The sequence below is a fragment of the Promicromonospora sp. NPDC052451 genome, assembly GCF_044547525.1.
GTDB lineage: Bacteria > Actinomycetota > Actinomycetes > Actinomycetales > Cellulomonadaceae > Promicromonospora.
The window spans coordinates 108524-126556 of the sequence record NZ_JBIUAP010000009.1; the positions used below are offsets into that span (position 1 = coordinate 108524).

Annotated in this window: 20 protein-coding genes; 15 read left to right on the forward strand and 5 right to left on the reverse strand. The window is 72.9% G+C overall.

The features are described from left to right. The first annotated feature begins 147 nt into the window (after nt 1–147). The gene (locus tag ACIG47_RS17075; RefSeq protein WP_397432196.1) at nt 148–2913 is read left to right on the forward strand and encodes a DNA polymerase III subunit gamma and tau; all 2766 of its coding nucleotides are present in this window, start codon (nt 148–150) and stop codon (nt 2911–2913) included. Beyond that, nucleotides 2910–3326, forward strand: a complete 417-nt coding sequence (locus ACIG47_RS17080) for an NUDIX domain-containing protein (RefSeq protein WP_397432198.1) — start codon at nt 2910–2912, stop codon at nt 3324–3326. The genes ACIG47_RS17075 and ACIG47_RS17080 overlap by 4 nt, the downstream gene beginning before the upstream one ends. Before the next feature lie 5 nt (nt 3327–3331). Here ACIG47_RS17080 and ACIG47_RS17085 read toward each other — a convergent pair whose 3' ends face one another. Continuing rightward, nucleotides 3332–3508 carry a hypothetical protein gene (locus ACIG47_RS17085; protein ID WP_397413218.1) on the reverse strand — a complete coding sequence of 59 codons (177 nt, stop codon included), beginning with the start codon at nt 3506–3508 and terminating at the stop codon, nt 3332–3334. A 170-nt stretch (nt 3509–3678) separates the two neighbouring features. On the opposite strand from ACIG47_RS17085, the gene ACIG47_RS17090 reads away from it, so the two are divergent. The 4 genes from ACIG47_RS17090 (at nt 3679) to ACIG47_RS17105 (ending at nt 6788) form a co-directional block, all read left to right on the forward strand. Continuing rightward, complete coding sequence (locus ACIG47_RS17090) at nt 3679–4152, forward strand: MarR family winged helix-turn-helix transcriptional regulator (RefSeq protein WP_397432309.1); 474 nt, start codon at nt 3679–3681, stop codon at nt 4150–4152. Then, entirely contained in the window at nt 4149–4553 is a 405-nt protein-coding gene (locus ACIG47_RS17095; RefSeq protein ID WP_397432199.1) for a VOC family protein, read from the forward strand. Before ACIG47_RS17090 ends, ACIG47_RS17095 begins: the two co-directional genes overlap by 4 nt. A gap of 118 nt (nt 4554–4671) precedes the next feature. Then, complete coding sequence (locus tag ACIG47_RS17100; protein WP_397432200.1) at nt 4672–5250, forward strand: NADAR family protein; 579 nt, start codon at nt 4672–4674, stop codon at nt 5248–5250. A 107-nt stretch (nt 5251–5357) separates the two neighbouring features. Then, nucleotides 5358–6788: a serine hydrolase domain-containing protein gene (locus ACIG47_RS17105; protein WP_397432202.1), complete on the forward strand. Its 1431-nt coding sequence runs from the start codon at nt 5358–5360 to the stop codon at nt 6786–6788. A 21-nt stretch (nt 6789–6809) separates the two neighbouring features. Here the strand turns inward: ACIG47_RS17105 and ACIG47_RS17110 are convergent, their stop codons facing one another. Continuing rightward, complete coding sequence (locus ACIG47_RS17110; RefSeq protein WP_397432203.1) at nt 6810–7283, reverse strand: nitroreductase family deazaflavin-dependent oxidoreductase; 474 nt, start codon at nt 7281–7283, stop codon at nt 6810–6812. Between the two features lie 111 nt (nt 7284–7394). On the opposite strand from ACIG47_RS17110, the gene ACIG47_RS17115 reads away from it, so the two are divergent. Next, nucleotides 7395–8315, forward strand: a complete 921-nt coding sequence (locus tag ACIG47_RS17115) for an ABC transporter ATP-binding protein (protein WP_397432205.1) — start codon at nt 7395–7397, stop codon at nt 8313–8315. Next, nucleotides 8312–9436: an ABC transporter permease gene (locus ACIG47_RS17120; protein WP_397432207.1), complete on the forward strand. Its 1125-nt coding sequence runs from the start codon at nt 8312–8314 to the stop codon at nt 9434–9436. The genes ACIG47_RS17115 and ACIG47_RS17120 overlap by 4 nt, the downstream gene beginning before the upstream one ends. A 3-nt stretch (nt 9437–9439) precedes the next feature. Here the strand turns inward: ACIG47_RS17120 and ACIG47_RS17125 are convergent, their stop codons facing one another. Then, the gene (locus tag ACIG47_RS17125) at nt 9440–10009 is read right to left on the reverse strand and encodes a DUF5063 domain-containing protein (protein ID WP_397432310.1); all 570 of its coding nucleotides are present in this window, start codon (nt 10007–10009) and stop codon (nt 9440–9442) included. 12 nt (nt 10010–10021) lie between these two features. Next, complete coding sequence (gene recR, locus ACIG47_RS17130; protein WP_397413232.1) at nt 10022–10627, reverse strand: recombination mediator RecR; 606 nt, start codon at nt 10625–10627, stop codon at nt 10022–10024. A 54-nt stretch (nt 10628–10681) separates the two neighbouring features. Between recR and ACIG47_RS17135 the strand changes: the two genes are divergently transcribed. Together ACIG47_RS17135 and ACIG47_RS17140 are read left to right on the forward strand one after the other, a co-directional pair. Beyond that, a complete protein-coding gene (locus tag ACIG47_RS17135; protein ID WP_397432209.1) occupies nt 10682–11431 on the forward strand; it encodes a YqjF family protein in 750 nt (249 codons plus the stop codon). Between the two features lie 138 nt (nt 11432–11569). Further along, complete coding sequence (locus ACIG47_RS17140; protein WP_397413236.1) at nt 11570–12349, forward strand: sulfite exporter TauE/SafE family protein; 780 nt, start codon at nt 11570–11572, stop codon at nt 12347–12349. Nucleotides 12350–12380: 31 nt separating this feature from the next. Here the strand turns inward: ACIG47_RS17140 and ACIG47_RS17145 are convergent, their stop codons facing one another. Continuing rightward, nucleotides 12381–13133 carry an SDR family NAD(P)-dependent oxidoreductase gene (locus tag ACIG47_RS17145; protein ID WP_397432210.1) on the reverse strand — a complete coding sequence of 251 codons (753 nt, stop codon included), beginning with the start codon at nt 13131–13133 and terminating at the stop codon, nt 12381–12383. Nucleotides 13134–13377: 244 nt separating this feature from the next. Between ACIG47_RS17145 and ACIG47_RS17150 the strand changes: the two genes are divergently transcribed. The 5 genes from ACIG47_RS17150 to ACIG47_RS17170 all read left to right on the forward strand — a co-directional run bounded on the left by ACIG47_RS17150 (nt 13378) and on the right by ACIG47_RS17170 (nt 18032). Further along, nucleotides 13378–14655, forward strand: a complete 1278-nt coding sequence (locus ACIG47_RS17150) for an aspartate kinase (protein ID WP_397432211.1) — start codon at nt 13378–13380, stop codon at nt 14653–14655. A 1-nt stretch (nt 14656) separates the two neighbouring features. Next, nucleotides 14657–15763, forward strand: coding sequence for an aspartate-semialdehyde dehydrogenase (locus tag ACIG47_RS17155; protein WP_397432213.1), 1107 nt, complete (start codon nt 14657–14659; stop codon nt 15761–15763). A gap of 144 nt (nt 15764–15907) precedes the next feature. Next, complete coding sequence (locus tag ACIG47_RS17160; protein ID WP_397413244.1) at nt 15908–16291, forward strand: GntR family transcriptional regulator; 384 nt, start codon at nt 15908–15910, stop codon at nt 16289–16291. After that, nucleotides 16288–17235 carry an ATP-binding cassette domain-containing protein gene (locus ACIG47_RS17165; protein ID WP_397432215.1) on the forward strand — a complete coding sequence of 316 codons (948 nt, stop codon included), beginning with the start codon at nt 16288–16290 and terminating at the stop codon, nt 17233–17235. The genes ACIG47_RS17160 and ACIG47_RS17165 overlap by 4 nt, the downstream gene beginning before the upstream one ends. Then, the gene (locus ACIG47_RS17170; protein WP_397432216.1) at nt 17235–18032 is read left to right on the forward strand and encodes a hypothetical protein; all 798 of its coding nucleotides are present in this window, start codon (nt 17235–17237) and stop codon (nt 18030–18032) included. The genes ACIG47_RS17165 and ACIG47_RS17170 overlap by 1 nt, the downstream gene beginning before the upstream one ends. The last annotated feature ends 1 nt before the right edge of the window (nt 18033 follow it).

An 18033-nucleotide genomic window follows, 5' to 3' on the forward strand; every position in this document is an offset into this window, starting at 1 on the left:
CAGGAGCGGCCTTCCGAGCCGCGATCCTTCCACCGTGACCTCCGACGGCAGGCAGGGCGTGGCTGCGCCGGCCTCTCGCACGCTGCGCGAGCACCGTTGTGGACGGCCGGGACACGAGTGTCGGTGGTGGCGTCTATCGTTGCGGGGGTGAGCACCGCCCTCTACCGCCGCTACAGGCCCGAGACGTTCGCCGAGGTGATCGGCCAGGACCACGTCACGGGTCCCCTGATGCAAGCCTTGCGCAGCGGGCGGGTGAACCACGCCTATCTGTTCAGCGGTCCGCGCGGCTGTGGCAAGACGACGTCCGCCCGCATCCTCGCGCGCACCCTGAACTGCGCGAAGAACACGCCGGAGTCGCCGATCGACACCCCGTGCGGCGAGTGCCCCTCGTGCGTCGAGCTGGCGCGCGGCGGCCCCGGTTCGCTCGACGTGGTGGAGATCGACGCGGCGTCGCACAACGGTGTCGACGACGCGCGCGACCTGCGTGAGCGCGCCACCTTCGCCCCGGCGCGCGACCGGTACAAGATCTTCATCCTCGACGAGGCGCACATGGTGACGCCGCAGGGCTTCAACGCGCTGCTCAAGATCGTCGAGGAACCGCCGCCGCACATCAAGTTCATCTTCGCGACCACGGAGCCGGACAAGGTCATCGGCACCATCCGGTCGCGCACGCACCACTACCCGTTCCGGCTCGTGCCGCCGGACGTCCTGTCCCCGTACCTGGAGCAGCTCTGCGGCGCCGAGGGGATCGAGGTGGGCAGCGGGGTGCTCCCGCTGGTCACGCGAGCGGGCGGGGGATCCGTCCGCGACTCCCTGTCCGTGATGGACCAGCTCATCGCCGGCGCGACGGGCGGGGTCGTGGACTACGACCTGGCGGTGGGGCTGCTCGGCTTCACCCACGCGAGCCTGCTGGACGACGTCGTGGACGCGCTCGCCGCCCGCGACGGAGGCTCGATCTTCCGGGTCGTCGACCAGATCATCGCGACGGGGCACGAGCCGCGCCGGTTCGTCGAGGACGTCCTGGAACGCCTGCGCGATCTCATCGTCATCGCGGTCTCGGGCGATGCGGCCAGCGCCGTGCTGCGCGGCATCCCGACCGATCAGCTCGACCGCATGCGCACGCAGGCGGGGCGCCTCGGCGTGGCCGAGCTCTCCCGCGCGGCAGACCTGGTGAATGCCGCACTGACCGAGATGACGGGTGCGACCTCGCCGCGCCTGCACCTGGAGCTCCTGTGCGCGCGCCTGCTCCTGCCCGGGGCCGACGACGGCGCCGCGGGGCTCGCCGCGCGCATCGACCGGCTGGAACGCGGGGGGATCGTCGGATCCGGAGCGCCGTCGGCGCCCGTGGCCGGTGCCGCATCCGTGTCCGGCGCCTCCGCGCCGGCCGACCCGTCGTCTGCCAGCGGGCTCACCGGTCCGGCCGCGGCACGGGCCGTGCTGGACGCGCGCAGAAAGCGGGACGAGCCGGGCCGGACGCCGGCACAGGCCCCGGCTGCAACCCGCCCCGCTCCGACGGCGGAGCCGGCTCCGGAGCCTGCCGCACCGGACGCTCCCGCCGCGGCGGAGCCCCTCCAGGAATCGGGGTCGGACGCCGCAGGGCCCGAAGCCGCCGGATCGGATGTCGCCCACGCGTCGACCGGCTCGGCGCCTGCGGCGCCCGCACCGGTGGAGACGCCGCCCGCAGAAGAGACGCCGCGACCGGACGTGGCCGCGCCCGAGGCCGCACCGACGCCCGAGGCGACCGCGTCCGCTCCCGCAGCGGCTGCCCCTGCCGCGCCTGAGGCCGCGGCAGCCCCCGTCTCGTCCCGGTCAGGCGGTGAGGCACCCGCGGCAGACGGCGTCGAGCCCGGGGTCACCACGGAGACCGTCCGGCGGCGCTGGCCCGAGGTGCTCGGTGCGCTTGCCGCGGCCCGCGTGACGTGGTCGCTCGTCGGCCCGAACGCCCAGGTCGCAGCGCTGGACAGCGGCACGCTGAAGCTGGGGTTCGCGGCTCCTGGGCTCGCCCGCGCCTTCTCGAACGCCCGGCACACCAGCGCCGTGGAAGAAGCGGTCTACCAGACGCTCGGCATCCGCGTACGGGTCGAGGCGACCCTCGACGAGGGGCCGTCGGGTGGCGGTGCACCCGGTGGTGGTGCCCCTGGCGGTGGCGCACCCGGTGGTTCCGCAGGGGGGCGCGGTACGACGCCGTCGCCCGGCGGCGGGTCCGGACCGGGGGCAGAGGGCGCCGGAGCTTCGGCCCCGGCTGCGCCGCCGGTGTCGGACTGGCCGGACGTGCCTGCTCCCGGCGGTGGGGTCGCCTCGGCGGCGGCTGTCACCGCGCCTGCACCGGGTGGTGTACCGGGTGCTGTGCCAGGTGGTGCGTCGGGCAGCTCTCCGGCGAGCGCGCGCGCAGGTGTTGCTGTGGCGTCGGGGAGCGTCGCTGTCGCCGAACGCCCCGAGCCGTCCCGTCCCGAGCCGTCTCGTCCGGAGCCGTCCGGGCCCGACGCGGCGCGCCCGGAGCCCACCCGTCCTGCGGCCCGTCCGCCGTCGGCGGCGAGCGCTGCCGACGAGGCATGGCTCTCGGGGGCGAGTGCGTCCGAGCCCCCGGCGGACTACGACATGCCTGAACCCGAGCCGGTGTACGAGGAGCAGGCTCCGGCGCCCACCCGCGCTCCGACGTCGGGCGCGGGCAGTGCACGCGAGGCGTTGCGGCAGGCGAACGAGCGACGGGCACGCGCTGCGAGTGGTGCGCCCGAGGCGCGAGCGGCCGTGCACAGGCCCGAGCCGCAGACCGGGACGGGTGGCGGGCCGGACTTCTACGACGAACCGTCCGACGACGACCCGGACATCACCTCGGCCGGCCTGGTCGGCGTGCCGCTCGTGGTGCAGGTGCTGGGCGGAACGGTGATCGACGAGATCGTGGAGCAGGCATGAGTGCGGACAACCCGGTGACGACGCTGCGGATCGTCGCGGCGGTCGTGGAGCGCGCCGACGGGCGGCACCTGCTGGTCCGCAAGCGGGGGACGCAGGCCTTCATGCAGGTGGGCGGCAAGATCGAGCCGGGGGAGGAGCCCTTGGCCGCGCTGCTGCGCGAGTTCGAGGAGGAGGTCGGGTTGCGGCTGGACCCGGCCGACGTCGAGAGCCTGGGCCGGTTCGGCGCGGTCGCCGCCAACGAGCCCGATCATGTCGTCGATGCCCACGCCTACCGCGTGCGGCTGCGCCCTGGCGTGGAGATCGCCGTCCGGGCCGAGCTCGAGGAGCTCGTGTGGATCGACCCGGCGGACCCGGTCGCACGCTATCCGCTCGCCCCGCTGTCCCGGGACCTGCTCACCGCGGCCGGGCACTGACCGGCTCAGCGGGCGTCCCGCTCCGCACGGTTGCGGGCGACGAGCGCGGCGCGCTCGCGCTCCATCCGGCGGCGGGGGTCGGTGTCGTCGGCCTGCTCGGCGGGGCCGGCCACGTGGAGCAGCAGCCAGTTGAGCCGCCACTTGAAGCGGTAGCCCAGGGTCAGGCCGTCGCTGTTGCGCATGGTGTGCCTCCACTTATTTGGTGTACCAATAGTTTGCACACCAACTGATAGCCTGGTCAAGATCGGAGAGGAGCTCCATGGCCGTCACGCCCAGGACGGGAGCCGCGTCGCCGTCCGCCTCGACGTCTGTCTCGAAGTCCACCTCGAAGGTGACCGCCGGCGAGGCGGACGTGCCCGCCGGGAGCCACGCCCCGGCCGAGTCCGCGGCGAGTGCGCCCGAAGACCTCCTGGCCCTCGACCGCCAGGTCTGCTTCGCCCTCGCGGTCGCCTCGCGCAGCGTCATCGCGCTGTACCGCCCGCTGCTCGAACCGATGGGGATCACCCATCCGCAGTACCTGGTGATGCTGGCGCTGTGGGAGCAGTCGCCCCTCTCGGTCAAGCAGCTCAGCGGGCTGCTCCAGCTCGACCCCGGCACGCTGTCGCCGCTGCTCAAGCGGCTCGAGGCGATCGGCTACGTGTCCCGGGGGCGCGACCCTCGCGACGAGCGGGCGCTCGCCGTCGAGCTCACCGACGAGGGCCGCGCGCTGCGGGAGCGTGCCCTCGAGGTTCCGCCGGCGATCATGGCGCGCCTGGGCATGTCGGCGGAGGAGCTCGGGCTGCTGCACCGCAGCCTGACCCGCGTGATCGCGGCGGCCGCACCGTGACCCGGGGACGGCTGCACCACGTCGAGCTGTGGGTTCCGTCGCTGGCGCGTGCCGAGCGATCATGGGGCTGGCTCCTGACCACGCTCGGGTACGCCGAGCACCAGCGGTGGAGCGCCGGGGTGAGCTGGATCCTGGACGGCACCTATGTCGTCGTCGAGCAGAGCCCGGCCATGGTGGCCGGGGCGCACGACCGCCTCGCGCCCGGGCTCAACCACCTCGCGTTCCAGGGCGGTACCCGTGCCGACGTGGACAGGCTCGTCGACGAGGCCACCCAGCACGGCTGGGCTCTCCTCTTCCCGGAGCGGCACCCGCACGCGGGAGGTCCCGATCACTACGCGGCCTACCTGGAGGACGAGGACGGCTACGAGGTCGAGGTCGTCGCGGTAGGAGACGCGGGCTGAGACGCGCGCTCGATGCCGCGGCACCTCGGGCGGCACCTCGGATGAGTCGCGAACGCCATCGTGAACGGGATGACTCCGACGGCGAGCCGTGTCAGAGGCTCCTGGCACACTTCCGGGCATGTCCCACGACGTCACGCTCCGGCCTGCCTCCGCCCGTTCCGTCGACGAGCTCCGGGCACTCGTCGACGCGGGCGCGACACCCCGGTACCTGCACTTCTGGGGGCACCAGCCGGAGCCGGACGGCTCGGTCGGCAGGGGCAGCCTGAGCCAGTGGTTCGAAGCGCCCTTCACCGTGGACGGCGTGCACTACCGCACCGCCGAGCACTGGATGATGGCGCAGAAGGCCCGCCTGTTCGGTGACCCGGAGGCCGAACGGGCCGCGGTCGAGGCGCCGAACCCCGCGCTCGCGAAGGCGGCGGGTCGCACGGTGCGTGACTTCGACGATGCCGTGTGGGTACGCGAACGGTTCGAGATCGTGGTGCGCGGCAACGTGCACAAGTTCGCCTCGCGCCCCGAGCTGCGCGACTTCCTGCTGCGCACCGGCTCCCGGGTGCTCGTCGAGGCCAGCCCGCGCGACCGCGTCTGGGGCATCGGGATGGGCGCCCGGAACGAGAACGCGGAGCGGCCCGCCGCCTGGCGTGGCCTCAACCTGCTGGGATTCGCCCTGATGGAGGCCCGGGAACGGCTCCAGGACTGAGCAGGGCCGGCCGGCCACGGGGCTGTATCGGATGCCGACCCCGGCTTCCGGCGCCGCGTCCGGTCCGCAAGAATGTCGCGTCCCCCACCGAAAGGACGTGCTCCAGCATGTCGCGGATCCTGCCCCGTTCCACCCCGCGCGCACAGGGTGTGGATCCCACGGCGCTGCGCCGACTCGTCGGTCGCCTGGACCGCCTGGAGGACGTGCACAGCGTGATGGTGGTGCGTCACGGGCACGTGATCGCCGAGAACTGGTGGCACCCGCACACCGCGGACCGTCCGCACACGATGTTCTCGGTGAGCAAGAGCTTCACGTCCACGGCTGTCGGCCTCGCGGTCCACGAGGGTCTCCTGAGCCTGGGCGACCGGGTCGTCGACCTGCTGCCGGACGACGTCCCCGCCGACCCGGGTGAGCACCTGCGCGCCATGCGGGTGCGTGACCTGCTGACCATGACGACCGGCCACAGCGCCTCCACCATGGAGGGCATCGACCGCACCATCACGCTGCCCGGGGCACGCTGGGCCCGTGCCATCCTGGCCCAGCCGGTGGAGCACGAGCCGGGCACGCGTTTCGTCTACAACACGGGTGCGACCTACCTGCTGTCGGCGATCCTGCACCGGCTCACGGGCCGGCGTCTGCTCGACTACCTGACGCCTCGCCTGCTGGCCCCGCTTGGCATCACGCACGCCGCGTGGGAGCAGGACCCGGACGGCATCGACACGGGTGGGTTCGGGCTGTCGATCACCACGGAGGAGATGGCGGCGTTCGGCCAGCTCTACCTGCAGGGCGGAACCTGGGCGGGCGAGCAGCTCGTCCCGGCGGAGTGGGTGGCGCAGGCCTCGGCGCAGCAGGTCCCGAACGGCCCGCACGACTGGCCCGACTGGAACCAGGGCTACGGCTACCAGTTCTGGCAGTGCCGCCACGGTGCCTATCGGGCCGACGGCGCGTTCGGGCAGTACATCGTCGTGTGGCCGGAGAAGGACCTGGTGATCACCATGACGTCGGGCCTGGCGGACCTCCAGTCCGTGCTCGACGTCGTCTGGGACACGCTGCTGCCCGACGACGCCTGGGTCGCTCCCGAGGGCGGCACGCCCGACCTGGCAGCCCCGGTCGAGACCGCGCTGCCGACCCCGGCCGGTGCGGCGTCGAGCCCGGTCGAGGCGGCCCTGGACGGTGCGACCTTCGTGCTGGCGCCGAACGAGCGCGACGTGAGCGCCGTCCTCCTGGGCCGCGCCCCCGACGGCCGGACGGAGGTGACGATGACCATCGGCGGCCTGGACCACACGGTGCGGTTCGGGTACGGGGAGTGGAGCCAGGGCACCTGCTCGCTCCTGGGCGCCCCGGCCGACGTCGCCACGGCCGCCGCCTGGGCGGACGAGTCGACGCTGCAGGGCCGGATCGTCTTCCTGGGTACGCCGTTCGAGTGGCGTCTGACGCTGCGCTTCTCGGGGGACGAGGTCGCGGTCGTGGTCGACCGCAACGTCTCGTTCGGCGAACGTGGCTTCCTGGACGCGACGGGCACGGCCCGGCGCGCCTGAGCCGGAGCACCCCGCCCGCCGTCACGCAGGGCGCAAGGCGACCAGCGGTAGCGTCTCCACGAGCCGGCGACGGTCCTCGTCCGTGCCCCGGTAGTCCTGTCCGAGCAGCAGACCGAGCGTCCTGCGCAGCACGGGCCGGAGCACGCCGTAGCGCCTCTCGTAGGCGGTCATGACGTCGACCGCCTCGTCCGCCTCCAGGAACCGGACCTCCGCCCGGCGCGGCGCGCGACCAAAGCTGACCCGGGCGTCCCCGTTCGCCCGGAGGTTGCGGAGCCACTGGGCCCGCGCGCCGAACCCGGAGATCACCACCGCCTCGCCGGAGTCCTTGTCGTACCGCAGCACCTCCAGCACCACGGTGTGCGCAGTGCCGCTCTTACGGCCCACATGGGTGAGCTGGAGGAACTTCCTGCCGAGCACCCGCCCCATGCCGTGGCGGTACAGGGCGTTGGGCGCGGCGAAGGCGGTCCGCAGCCAGGGCGGCAGGGTGGTGGTCATCGCTCCACCGTAGGGGTGCGTGGGCTGACCTGCGATGTCATCCCGAGGTGGGACCCGGGTTCATCCCCCGGCCTGACGGTTCGCGAGCGTGTCCCGCGCTACTGTCCCGGCATGACACCAGACGGTGGTATCCGCGCGCAGGGCGTGCGGCGTTCCTTCGGGCCGGTCCATGCCGTGGCCGACGTCGACCTGGTCGCCGCACCAGGTCGTGTCACCGCGCTGATCGGGCCCAACGGGTCGGGCAAGACGACTCTCCTGCTCATGCTCGCCGGACTCCTGACGCCCGACGGGGGCACGATCAGCGTCGCGGGGGCCGACCCGGTGACCGACAGCTATGCGGCGCGCTCGCGGACCGGCTGGATGCCGGACGTGTTCGGCACGTGGGACTCCCTGACCGCCCGCGAGGTGCTGACCACCGTCGCGGCGGCCTACCGCATCGGCGCCGCCGCCGGCCGGGCCCGCGCGGGCGAGCTGCTCGACCTCGTGCACCTGTCCGACCTCGCCGACCAGCCCGCGCACGTCCTGTCCCGAGGCCAGAAGCAGCGCCTCGGCCTGGCGCGGGCCCTGGTGCACGATCCCGACGTCCTGCTCCTCGACGAGCCCGCCTCGGGTCTGGACCCGCGCTCCCGCGTGGACCTGCGCGTGCTGGTCCGGCGTCTCGCGGCGCAGGGCAAGACGATCCTGGTCTCCTCGCACGTGCTCACCGAGCTCGACGAGATGGCCGACGACGCCGTGTTCATCTCGCGCGGGCGCACGGTCGCCACGCGTTCCGTGGCCGACGGCGACCTGCCGCGCGAGTGGCGGCTGACGGGTCTGGACCCCGCTGCGCTCACCGCCTGGCTGGACCAGCACGGTACGGCCTACCGCCCGGACACCGACGGGCCCGGGGTGCTCGTCGAGCTCGCCGGGGACGCCGCGGCCGCGGCGCTGCTGCGCTCGGCGGTCGAGGGCGGCGTCGAGGTGTCGAGTCTCGCGCCCGCGGGCGGCGTGCTGGAGCAGGCCTACCTGGCCCTGGAGGAGGAGCGGCGATGAGCGTCGACGTGGAAGTTGCCCCGGCCGCGCCGCGCGCCGGCGGGCGTGGCACGTGGTCCCTGTCCTGGCACGGCCTGCGCACCGTCACGGTGCTGGAGCTGCGCCAGCGCGTGCGGTCCACGCGGTGGAAGACCGCGCTGGTCGTGTGGTTCCTCGTGGTCGGCCTGATCACGCTGCTCACCACGGGCGCCTTCGCGATCCTCGCGGGGGACGCCCCGAGCGGCGAGCCGTTCGGCGGCATGGTCTACAGCATCGTCGTCGGCTTCGTGCTGTTCCTCGGGCTGCTGGTGGCGCCCACCCTCTCGTCGGGTGCGATCAACGGCGACCGGAACGCGGGCACGCTCGCGACACTGCAGGTCACGCTGCTGTCGCCCGCGGAGATCGTGCTCGGCAAGCTGGCGGCGGCCTGGATCGCGGCTCTCGCCTTCCTCGTGGCGAGCATCCCGTTCCTGGCCTGGGCACTGGTCGGCGGGGGCGTGTCCTGGCTCGCGCTGCTCACCACGGTGCTCATGCTGGCGCTCGTGCTGGGCGTCGTGTGCGCCGTCGGGCTCGGCTTCTCGGCGGTGGTCGGCAAGACGTCCGGGTCCGCGGTGCTGACGTACCTCACCCTCGGCGGGGTCACCGCGGTGCTGCCGATCGTGTTCGCCCTGCTCGTGCCGGTGACCACCAGCCCGCAGGAGGTCCGGGTCTGGGATGTCGAGCCCGGGTACACCTGGGAGGAGACCGAGGCGCCCGAGTGCGAGTGGCAGACGCACGAGGTCGATGTCTGGCACAGCGAGCGCACCTGGTGGCTGCTGGCCCCCAACCCGTTCGTGGTGGTCGCCGACGCGCAGCCCCTGACCGGGGACCCGGAGACGCTCGCCGACGACGGCAACCTGCTCGCGCTGCTCCAGTACGGCGTCCGGTACGCGCGCACCGGCGAGACCGGTGAGCAGGACTGGTGCAGCTACATGGTCGACTCGGCCGACTCGCCCGTCGAGCCCGTCCGGGTCACCGACCAGCTCGTGTGGCCCTGGGGCCTCGGCTTCGACCTGCTGCTCGGCGCGGCCGGCGTCGTGGTCGCGGTGAACCGCCTGCGCGTCCCGACGGCGCACCTGCCGCAGGGCACCCGCGTCGCCTGACCGTCAGGAGTGGAGGGCGTCGTACTCCGCCTCGGCGGCGACGTCGTCCTCCACGTCCAGGCGGACGTGCGCGAGGAGCACCTGGAGCACACGCAGGGCGGACGCCGCCCGCTCGCCCCACAGCGAGAAGTAGGAGAACTGCCACCACCACAGGGCCTCGAGCTCGTGGCCGCTGTCGAAGTGCTGGAGGCCCTTGGCCAGCGCCTCGGCGACGCACGCGAGGTCACCCGACAGGGAGGCCGACCCGACCTCCGCGCCCAGCACCGGGTCCACGACCTCGGTGTAGTCGTCGAAACCGTCGAACACCTTCGACAGCGCCTCGCGCAGCGGGTCGAGATCGGTGTCCGGGCCGGTGTCCGGCTCGTAGCGCTCCTTGGGCACCACGTCCACGATCGCGGCGAGCCGTGCCCCGGCCGCCAGCAGGTCGGACGTCGCCAGGACGAGGAGCGACAGCTCGGCCCCCGGCATACCGCCGGACGCCACCTGCGTCACCGTCGACAGGAACGTCCGTGCCTGCGCGGACACCTGGTCGGCGACCTCCTGGAGGTCCGACCCGGGCGTGATCTCGCTCATCGTCATCCCCACCTACTTGTCGTTGCCGATGATCCGGCGGCCCTCGAACGCGCGCCCGAGCGTCACCTCGTCCGCGTACTCCAAGTCTCCACCCACCGGCAGACCCGAGGCCAGCCGCGAGACAGTGATACCCATGTGACCCATCAGTCGGGAAAGATAGGTCGCCGTGGCCTCTCCCTCGACGTTCGGGTCGGTGGCGAGGATGACCTCCTGCACCGTCCCGTCCGCCAGCCGGGCCAGGAGCTCGCTGATGCGCAGGTCGTCCGGGCCCACGTTCTCGATGGGATTGATGGCGCCGCCCAGCACGTGGTACCGCCCGCGGAACTCGCGGGTGCGCTCGATCGCGACCACGTCCTTGGGCTCCTCCACGACGCAGATCACCTCGTCGCTGCGCCGCGGGTCGAGGCAGATGCGGCAGCGCTCGGCCTCCGCGACGTTGCCGCAGAGCTCGCAGAACTGGACGCGCAGCTTCACCTCGGTGAGCGCGTCGACCAGCCGCTTGACCTCCTGGTTGTCGGTCGCGAGCAGGTGGAACGCGATGCGCTGCGCGCTCTTGGGCCCGACGCCGGGCAACCGGCCGAGCTCGTCGATCAGGTCTTGGACCGCGCCTTCGTACACAAGAGGTCAGCCTACGGGGCGTCACCCACACGCGGCCCCTGGTACGTTCCCCGCGTGACCGGACCCGAGCCGCGGACGGGGATGTTCCTCACGGCGCAGTGGCGCCACCTCGTGCTGCTCAACTACGCCGTCGACCCCGCCGTCCTGCGCCCGCTCGTGCCGCACGGCGTCGAGCTGGACGCGTGGGACGGCACCCACCTGGTCAGCATGGTCGGATTCCGGTTCCTGGGCACCCGCCTGCTCGGCGTGCCCGTCCCGTTCCACCGCGACTTCGACGAGATCAACCTGCGGTTCTACGTGCGCCGCCGCACCGCCGGCGGCTGGCGGCGCGGCGTCGTCTTCGTCAAGGAGATCGTGCCGCGCCCCGCGCTCGCGGCCGTCGCGCGCCTCGCGTACGGCGAGAACTACGTGGCGCGCCCCATGCGGCACCGCGTCGACCTGCACGACGGCGCGGTCACCTCCGGCGGCCTCGTCGAGTACTCGTGGCGCGACGCCGGGGCGTGGCACAGCGTGCGCGCCACGACCGTGGGAGCTCCGCAGCCGCTCGTCGACGGCTCCCACGAGCAGTTCGTCACCGAGCACTACTGGGGGTACGCCGCCCAGCGGGGCGGCGGCGCGGTCGAGTACCGCGTCGAGCACCCGAGCTGGCAGGTGTGGCAGGTGCGCGACCCCGGCCTGGAGTGCGACGTCGAACAGGTCTACGGGGCAGCCTTCGCCGACGGCCTGGCCGCCCCTCCGGTCTCGGCGTTCGTCGCCGACGGCTCCCCGGTCACCGTCCGCCGCGGCGCCCGCCTGCCCGCCTGAGCACGCCGCCGTACCGCGCCGCCTGCCCGCCTGAGCACGCTGCCGTACTGCGCCGACTGCCCGTCTGAGCGCGCCGCCGGAGAACCACCGGACGAGACGCTTCCCGGGCCGTCGAACCGATTCACGCACAATGCACCCGTGCCCGAACTCGATCTGCTGACCATCGTCCTGCTCCTGCTCGCCGGCCTCGCGGCCGGGTGGGTCGACGCCGTGGTGGGCGGGGGAGGGCTGATCCAGCTCCCCGCGCTGCTGCTCGTGCCGGGCATCAGCCCCGTCCAGGCGCTGGCGACCAACAAGCTCGCCAGCATCATGGGCACCTCCACCAGCGCCATCACCTACTACCGGCGCGTCCAGCCCGACCTGCGCACCGCCGGCCCCATGGCGCTCGCGGCTCTGGCCGGGGCGTTCGCGGGTGCGATCGGGGCGTCGCACATCCCGGACCAGCTCTTCAAGCCGATCATCCTCGTGGTGCTCGTCGGCGTGCTCGTCTGGACGCTGCTCAAGCCGAACGTCGGCCAGCACGACGACCTGCGCTGGGTCGGCAACGGGCACAAGCGGATCGCCGCCCTCATCGGCCTGCTGATCGGCGCCTACGACGGCCTCCTGGGCCCGGGCACCGGCACGTTCCTGGTGATCAGCCTCGTCAGCGCCCTCGGCTACTCGTTCCTCCCGGCGTCCGCGATCGCCAAGATCGTGAACTTCGCCACCAACCTGGGCGCGCTCCTCTTCTTCGTGCCCAGCGGCGCCGTCGTGTGGACGCTCGGGCTGGCGATGGGGCTCGCCAACCTGGTGGGCGCCTACATCGGCGCCCGCATGGCAGTGGCCAAGGGGTCGAGGTTCGTCCGCATCGTGTTCGTCGTCGTGGTGGGCGCCCTCATCGCGCGGCTGGCCTGGGAGGTCTTCGCCGGCCAGGGGTGAGGTCCAGCGGGACCCCACCCCTCTCGGCGGCTCAGACCTGGTTCGCCCCGCCGTCCACGTAGACGTTCGCGCCCACGACGTACCCGGCCTCCGGCGAGGCCAGGAAGGCCATCGCCGCGGCGACCTCCTCGGGCTCACCCATGCGGCCCGCGACCACGAAGGAGGCGGCGGCGGCACGGACGGCCGGCATGGCCTCCTCGCCGCCGTTGACGGCCGTGCCGCCCGGCGTCTCGATCATGCCCGGCGAGACCACGTTGACGCGGATGCCGCGATCCTTCAGCTCGGTCGACCAGGTGCGCGCGAACGACCGGACCGCCGCCTTCGACGCCGCGTACGCGCCGAACGCCGCCATGCCCCGGTCGGCGGACGTGGAGCCGGTCAGGATGACAGAGGCGCCGTCGTTGAGGAGCGGCAACGCCTTCTGCACGGTGAACAGCGTGCCCCGGACGTTGACCGCGAAGGTCTGGTCGAAGTGGTCCTGGGTGGTCTGCTCCAGCGTCACGAACTCCGCGACCGCGGCGTTCGCGACGAGCACGTCCAGCCCCTTGCCCCGGGCGCGGACCGCGTCGTAGAGGCGGTCGAGGTCGGCCGCCTGCGCGATGTCGCCGGCCACCCCCGTGGCGCGGTCGGTCCCGATCGTCTTGACCGCGGCCTCCAGCTCGGCCTCACGCCGGCCCGTCACGAAGACGTGTGCGCCCTCGTCCGCGAGCCGTACGGCGGTGGCCAGGCCGATGCCGGTGCTGCCCCCGGTCACGACCGCTGTCCTGTCGTCGAGGTGTCCCATGCGTTGTCTCCGTCACTCTCTCGGTGCCGATCGGTTCGGTGTCGATCCTCAGGGAGTTCGGGGATACCTTCCATAACGCACAGTCCGCGATTCTTTACGTATCGTCCAGGCGGCTTCCGCCTCACCGTCCCGCACGATGAACGCCACATCGCCCGGGATGCCCGCCGCAGTACCATCGATCCGCAAACCCAACCACCCGGCGGGCCGTTGAGACAGACGGAGGCCGGCAACGGAAGGCAGGCGCATGGCACTTGTCGTGCAGAAGTACGGCGGATCCTCGGTCGGCGACGCGCGCAGCGTGAAGCGGGTCGCGAAGCGGATCGCCGAGGCCAAGCGAGCGGGCAACGACGTGGTCGTGGTGGTGAGCGCCATGGGCGACACCACCGACGAGCTCCTCGACCTCGCCCAGCAGATCACCCCCCTCCCGCCGCAGCGGGAGCTCGACATCCTCCTCACCGCGGGCGAGCGCATCTCCATGTCGCTGCTCGCCATGGCGATCACCAACCTGGGCGTGAAGGCCAAGTCCTACACGGGCCAGCAGGCCGGCGTCATCACGGACGCCGTGCACGGGCGGGCGCGGATCGTCGACGTCGTGCCCCACCGCATCCGCGAGACCCTGAACAAGGGCCAGGTCGCCATCGTGGCCGGGTTCCAGGGCGTCACGCAGGGCACCAACGACGTCACCACCCTCGGGCGCGGCGGCTCCGACACCACGGCCGTGGCGCTCGCGGCGGGCCTCGGCGCCGACGTCTGCGAGATCTACACCGACGTCGACGGCGTGTTCACCGCCGACCCGCGCATCGTCCCGGCCGCCCGCAAGATCGACCGGGTCTCCTACGAGGAGATGCTGGAGCTCGCGGCCTGCGGCGCCAAGGTGCTGGCGCTGCGCAGCGTCGAGTACGCGCGCCGGTACGGCGTGCCGGTGCACGTCCGCAGCTCGTTCAGCGCCCACGACGGCACGCGGGTGGTCGCGGCCGAGAAGAAGTCGAAGGAGAACGTCATGGAAGCCCCGATCATCTCCGGCGTCGCGCACGACCGGTCCGAGTCCAAGATCACCGTGATCGGCGTCCCCGACGTGCCGGGCATGGCCGCCCGCATCTTCGAGGTCGTCGCCGGCGCGGGCGCGAACATCGACATGATCGTGCAGAACGTGTCGGCCGCGGCCACAGGGCTCACCGACATCTCCTTCACGCTGCCGGACGGCGACGGCCCCGCCACCATGGCAGCCCTCACGGCCGTGCAGGGCGAGCTGGGCTTCGACTCGCTGCAGTTCGACGACCAGATCGGCAAGCTGTCGCTCGTGGGCGCGGGCATGAAGTCCCACCCCGGCGTCTCCGCGCGGCTGTTCGGCGCGCTGCGCGACGCCGGGATCAACATCGAGATGATCTCCACCTCGGAGATCCGCATCTCGGTGGTCACCCGCGCGGACTCGCTGGACGACGCGGTGCGCGCCGTGCACACCGCGTTCGAGCTCGACGGCGTGGACGGCGAGGCGGTCGTCTACGCAGGAACGGGGCGCTGACATGGTCCAGATCTCCGAGTACGGCGTGCACGTCGCCGTCGTCGGCGCCACCGGCCAGGTGGGTGGCGTCATGCGCCGTCTGCTGGCCGAGCGCGAGTTCCCCGTGGCCTCGATCCGGTTCTTCGCCTCAGCGCGCTCCGCGGGCACCACCCTGTCGTTCGACGGCGTGGACGTCCCGGTCGAGGACGTCGCGGCCACCTCCACCGAGGACCTGGCCGAGATCGACATCGCGCTGTTCTCCGCCGGCGGTGGCACGTCGCGCGAGCACGCACCGCGGTTCGCCGAGGCGGGCGCCGTCGTCGTCGACAACTCGTCGGCCTGGCGGCGCGATCCCGAGGTGCCGCTCGTCGTGTCCGAGGTGAACCCGGAGGCGATCGCCGACGCGGTCAAGGGCATCGTCGCGAACCCGAACTGCACCACGATGGCCGCCATGCCGGCGCTCGCGCCCCTGGCGCAGGCGGCCGGGCTGGAGCGGCTGCGCGTGGCCACCTACCAGGCGGTGTCCGGTTCCGGCCTGTCGGGCGTGGCCGAGCTGGCCGGTCAGGTGCGTGCGGCTCTCGGGCAGGAGATCGAGGGCCTGGTGCACGACGGCGCCTCCGTCGACCTGCCGGACCCCGCCGTCTACGCGGCGCCGATCGCGTTCAACGTGCTGCCCCTGGCGGGCAACCTGGTCGACGACGGTTCGGGCGAGACCGACGAGGAGCAGAAGCTGCGCCACGAGTCGCGCAAGATCCTCGGCCTGCCCGACCTGGCCGTGGCCGGCACCTGCGTGCGCGTCCCCGTGTTCACCGGGCACTCTCTGTCGATCCACGCGGAGTTCGCGCGGTCGATCACGCCGGACGAGGCCCGCAAGTTGCTGGCGGACGCGCCCGGCGTCCAGCTCGTCGACGTGCCGACGCCGCTCGCCGCGGCCGGCGTCGACCCGTCCCTCGTGGGTCGCATCCGGCAGGACCAGTCCGTGCCGGACGGCCGCGGGCTCGTCCTGTTCGTCAGCAACGACAACCTGCGCAAGGGCGCCGCGCTGAACGCGATCCAGATCGCGGAGCTCATCGCGGCCGACCTCGCGGAGCTCGAGGTCCTGGACGCCGCGGAGGCGGCCGACACGTAGTCCGGCCGGTTCGTGGTCCGGCCGACAGGGCCGGCGACACGCCGGGGCAGAGCGACACGCGCTCTGCCCCGGCGTTTTTCTTGCGCGCACCGGTCGGGCTATGGTTCATTAGTCAAGTAATGAACCAACGGAGGGGGTGGGCCGGTGTTCGACGGGCCCGAGCCGATCTACGTGCAGATCGCGCAGATGATCCGCGCGCAGGTACTCGCCGGTGAGCTGAAGGAGGAGGAGCAGGTCATGTCCACCACACAGTTCGCGACGACGTTCCGCATCAACCCCGCGACCGCCCAGAAGGCGTTCGCCGGGCTGGTCGACGAGGGCGTGCTCTACAAGCGTCGCGGTCTCGGGATGTTCGTCGCGCCGCAGGCCCGCGAGCGCCTGCTCGACGACCACCGCAGGCGCTACTTCGAGGAGGTCCTGGCGCCCGCTCTGCAGCAGGCGGACCTTCTCGGCATCCCGCGGGACGAGGTGGTGGCCTACGTCCTGGGGCCCGACGCCCGACGAACGCAGACCACGGAGGAGTCATGACGACGACCGCACCTTTCGGCGCCCGGCTGGACGACGTCGTCGTCCGGTTCGGCGGCGGCCACCGGCTGCTGCCCAACGGCGGCCTGGTCAGGGAGGACGCCGGCACGGGACTCGACGGCGCCTCGCTGACGATCCGGCCCGGGACGATCACCGGGGTGCTCGGCCGCAACGGCGCGGGCAAGACGACGATGCTCTCCCTGCTGGCGGCGTTCACGCGGCCCACGAGCGGCAGCGTCGTCGTGGGGCCCGAGGGCGCGCAGGAGGACCCGTGGGAGAACCCGTGGGTCACCTCGGGCACGCAGCTCGTGCGGGAGAGCGGTGACCTGATGAACGACGAGAAGGTGACGACCTCCCTCAGGTACTACGCCGACATGCGGCCCGGCTGGAGCGCCGAGACCGCGGAGCGCCTGCTCGACCTGTTCGAGGTGGACGTCCGCAAGAGGCCGTCCGCGCTGTCCCGCGGCAAGCGGTCGGCGGTCGGCGCCACCATCGGCCTGGCCACGCGGGCTCCGCTGACGATCTTCGACGAGGTGTACCTCGGCATGGACGCGCCCACGCGGTACGCCTTCTACGACGAGCTCCTGGCCGACTACGCGGAGCATCCGCGCACCATCCTGCTCTCCAGCCACCTGGTGGAGGAGGTCGAGCGGCTGTTCGAGGACGTGGTGGTCATCGACCGAGGGCGGGTGCTCCTGGCGGAGCCGGCCGAGCTGATGCGGGCCCGCGGGTTCAGCCTCACGGGGAGCCGGGACGCCGTCGAGCGGATCACCGGCGACCGGCGGGTGCTGCACCGGCAGCAGCTCGGTGCGACGGTCCAGGTGACCCTGGAGGGCGCGCTCGACGACGCCGAGCGCGCCGAGGCCCGTTCGGCGGGGGTCGAGGTCGGCGCCGTGCCGGTGCAGGACCTGTTCGTCCGCCTCACCGACCCGAGGAGCGTGCCCTGATGACGAGTGCGGGTACGGCGACGGGCACGGCAGCCGCGGGAACGGACCGGGACCTGCTGGTCCGCGCGGCGGAGCGACGTGCCGTGAGCACCGCCGCCGGTGCGACGGTACGCGTGATCCGCACCATCGGCGGCTGGTACTGGGCGATCTTCGCCCTCGTCGCGGTGACGATCGCGGTGCTCATGACCCGCTACGGGTCGGGCCTCGACGAGGCGGTGCTCGACAGCCAGATGGGCGGCTCCTCGCGCTGGGTGGCGCTGGTGCTGGGGCTCATCGTCCCGGCCGCGTACCTGCGGCTGCACCTTGCCGCGGGCGGCAACCGCGGCACGCTCGTGGCCGGGACGGTCCGCGGTGCCCTCCTGGGCGGTCTGCTGATCGGCCTGATGACGGCGGTCTACCTGACCGGTGAGCGCATCCTGCTCGGGGCGCTGGGCCAGACCTGGACCCGCGAGTTCGGGCCGCCCGTGGACGGCTGGGCCGGCATCGCGCTGACGGTCCTGACCGAGTCGCTCGTCGTGGCCACCTACTACCTGGCGGGGGCCGCGGCCGCGGCCGGGTACCGCCGGTTCGGTGTCGTCGCCGGGACGCTCTACGGCGCCCTCGCCCTCGTGCCGGCAGCGGTGGTCGACCTGGCGACCCACACCGGCGTCACGGCCCTGCTCGTCGGCCCGGGGAACCTGCCCGGCGGCGTCGGCGGGGTGCTGCTGGCCCTGGCGGGCGGACTCGTGACCGTCGCGGCGGCGGCCTGGCTGCTCCGCCTGCCGTTGCGGACGGTCGCGCTGCGACCGGCCGCCTGAG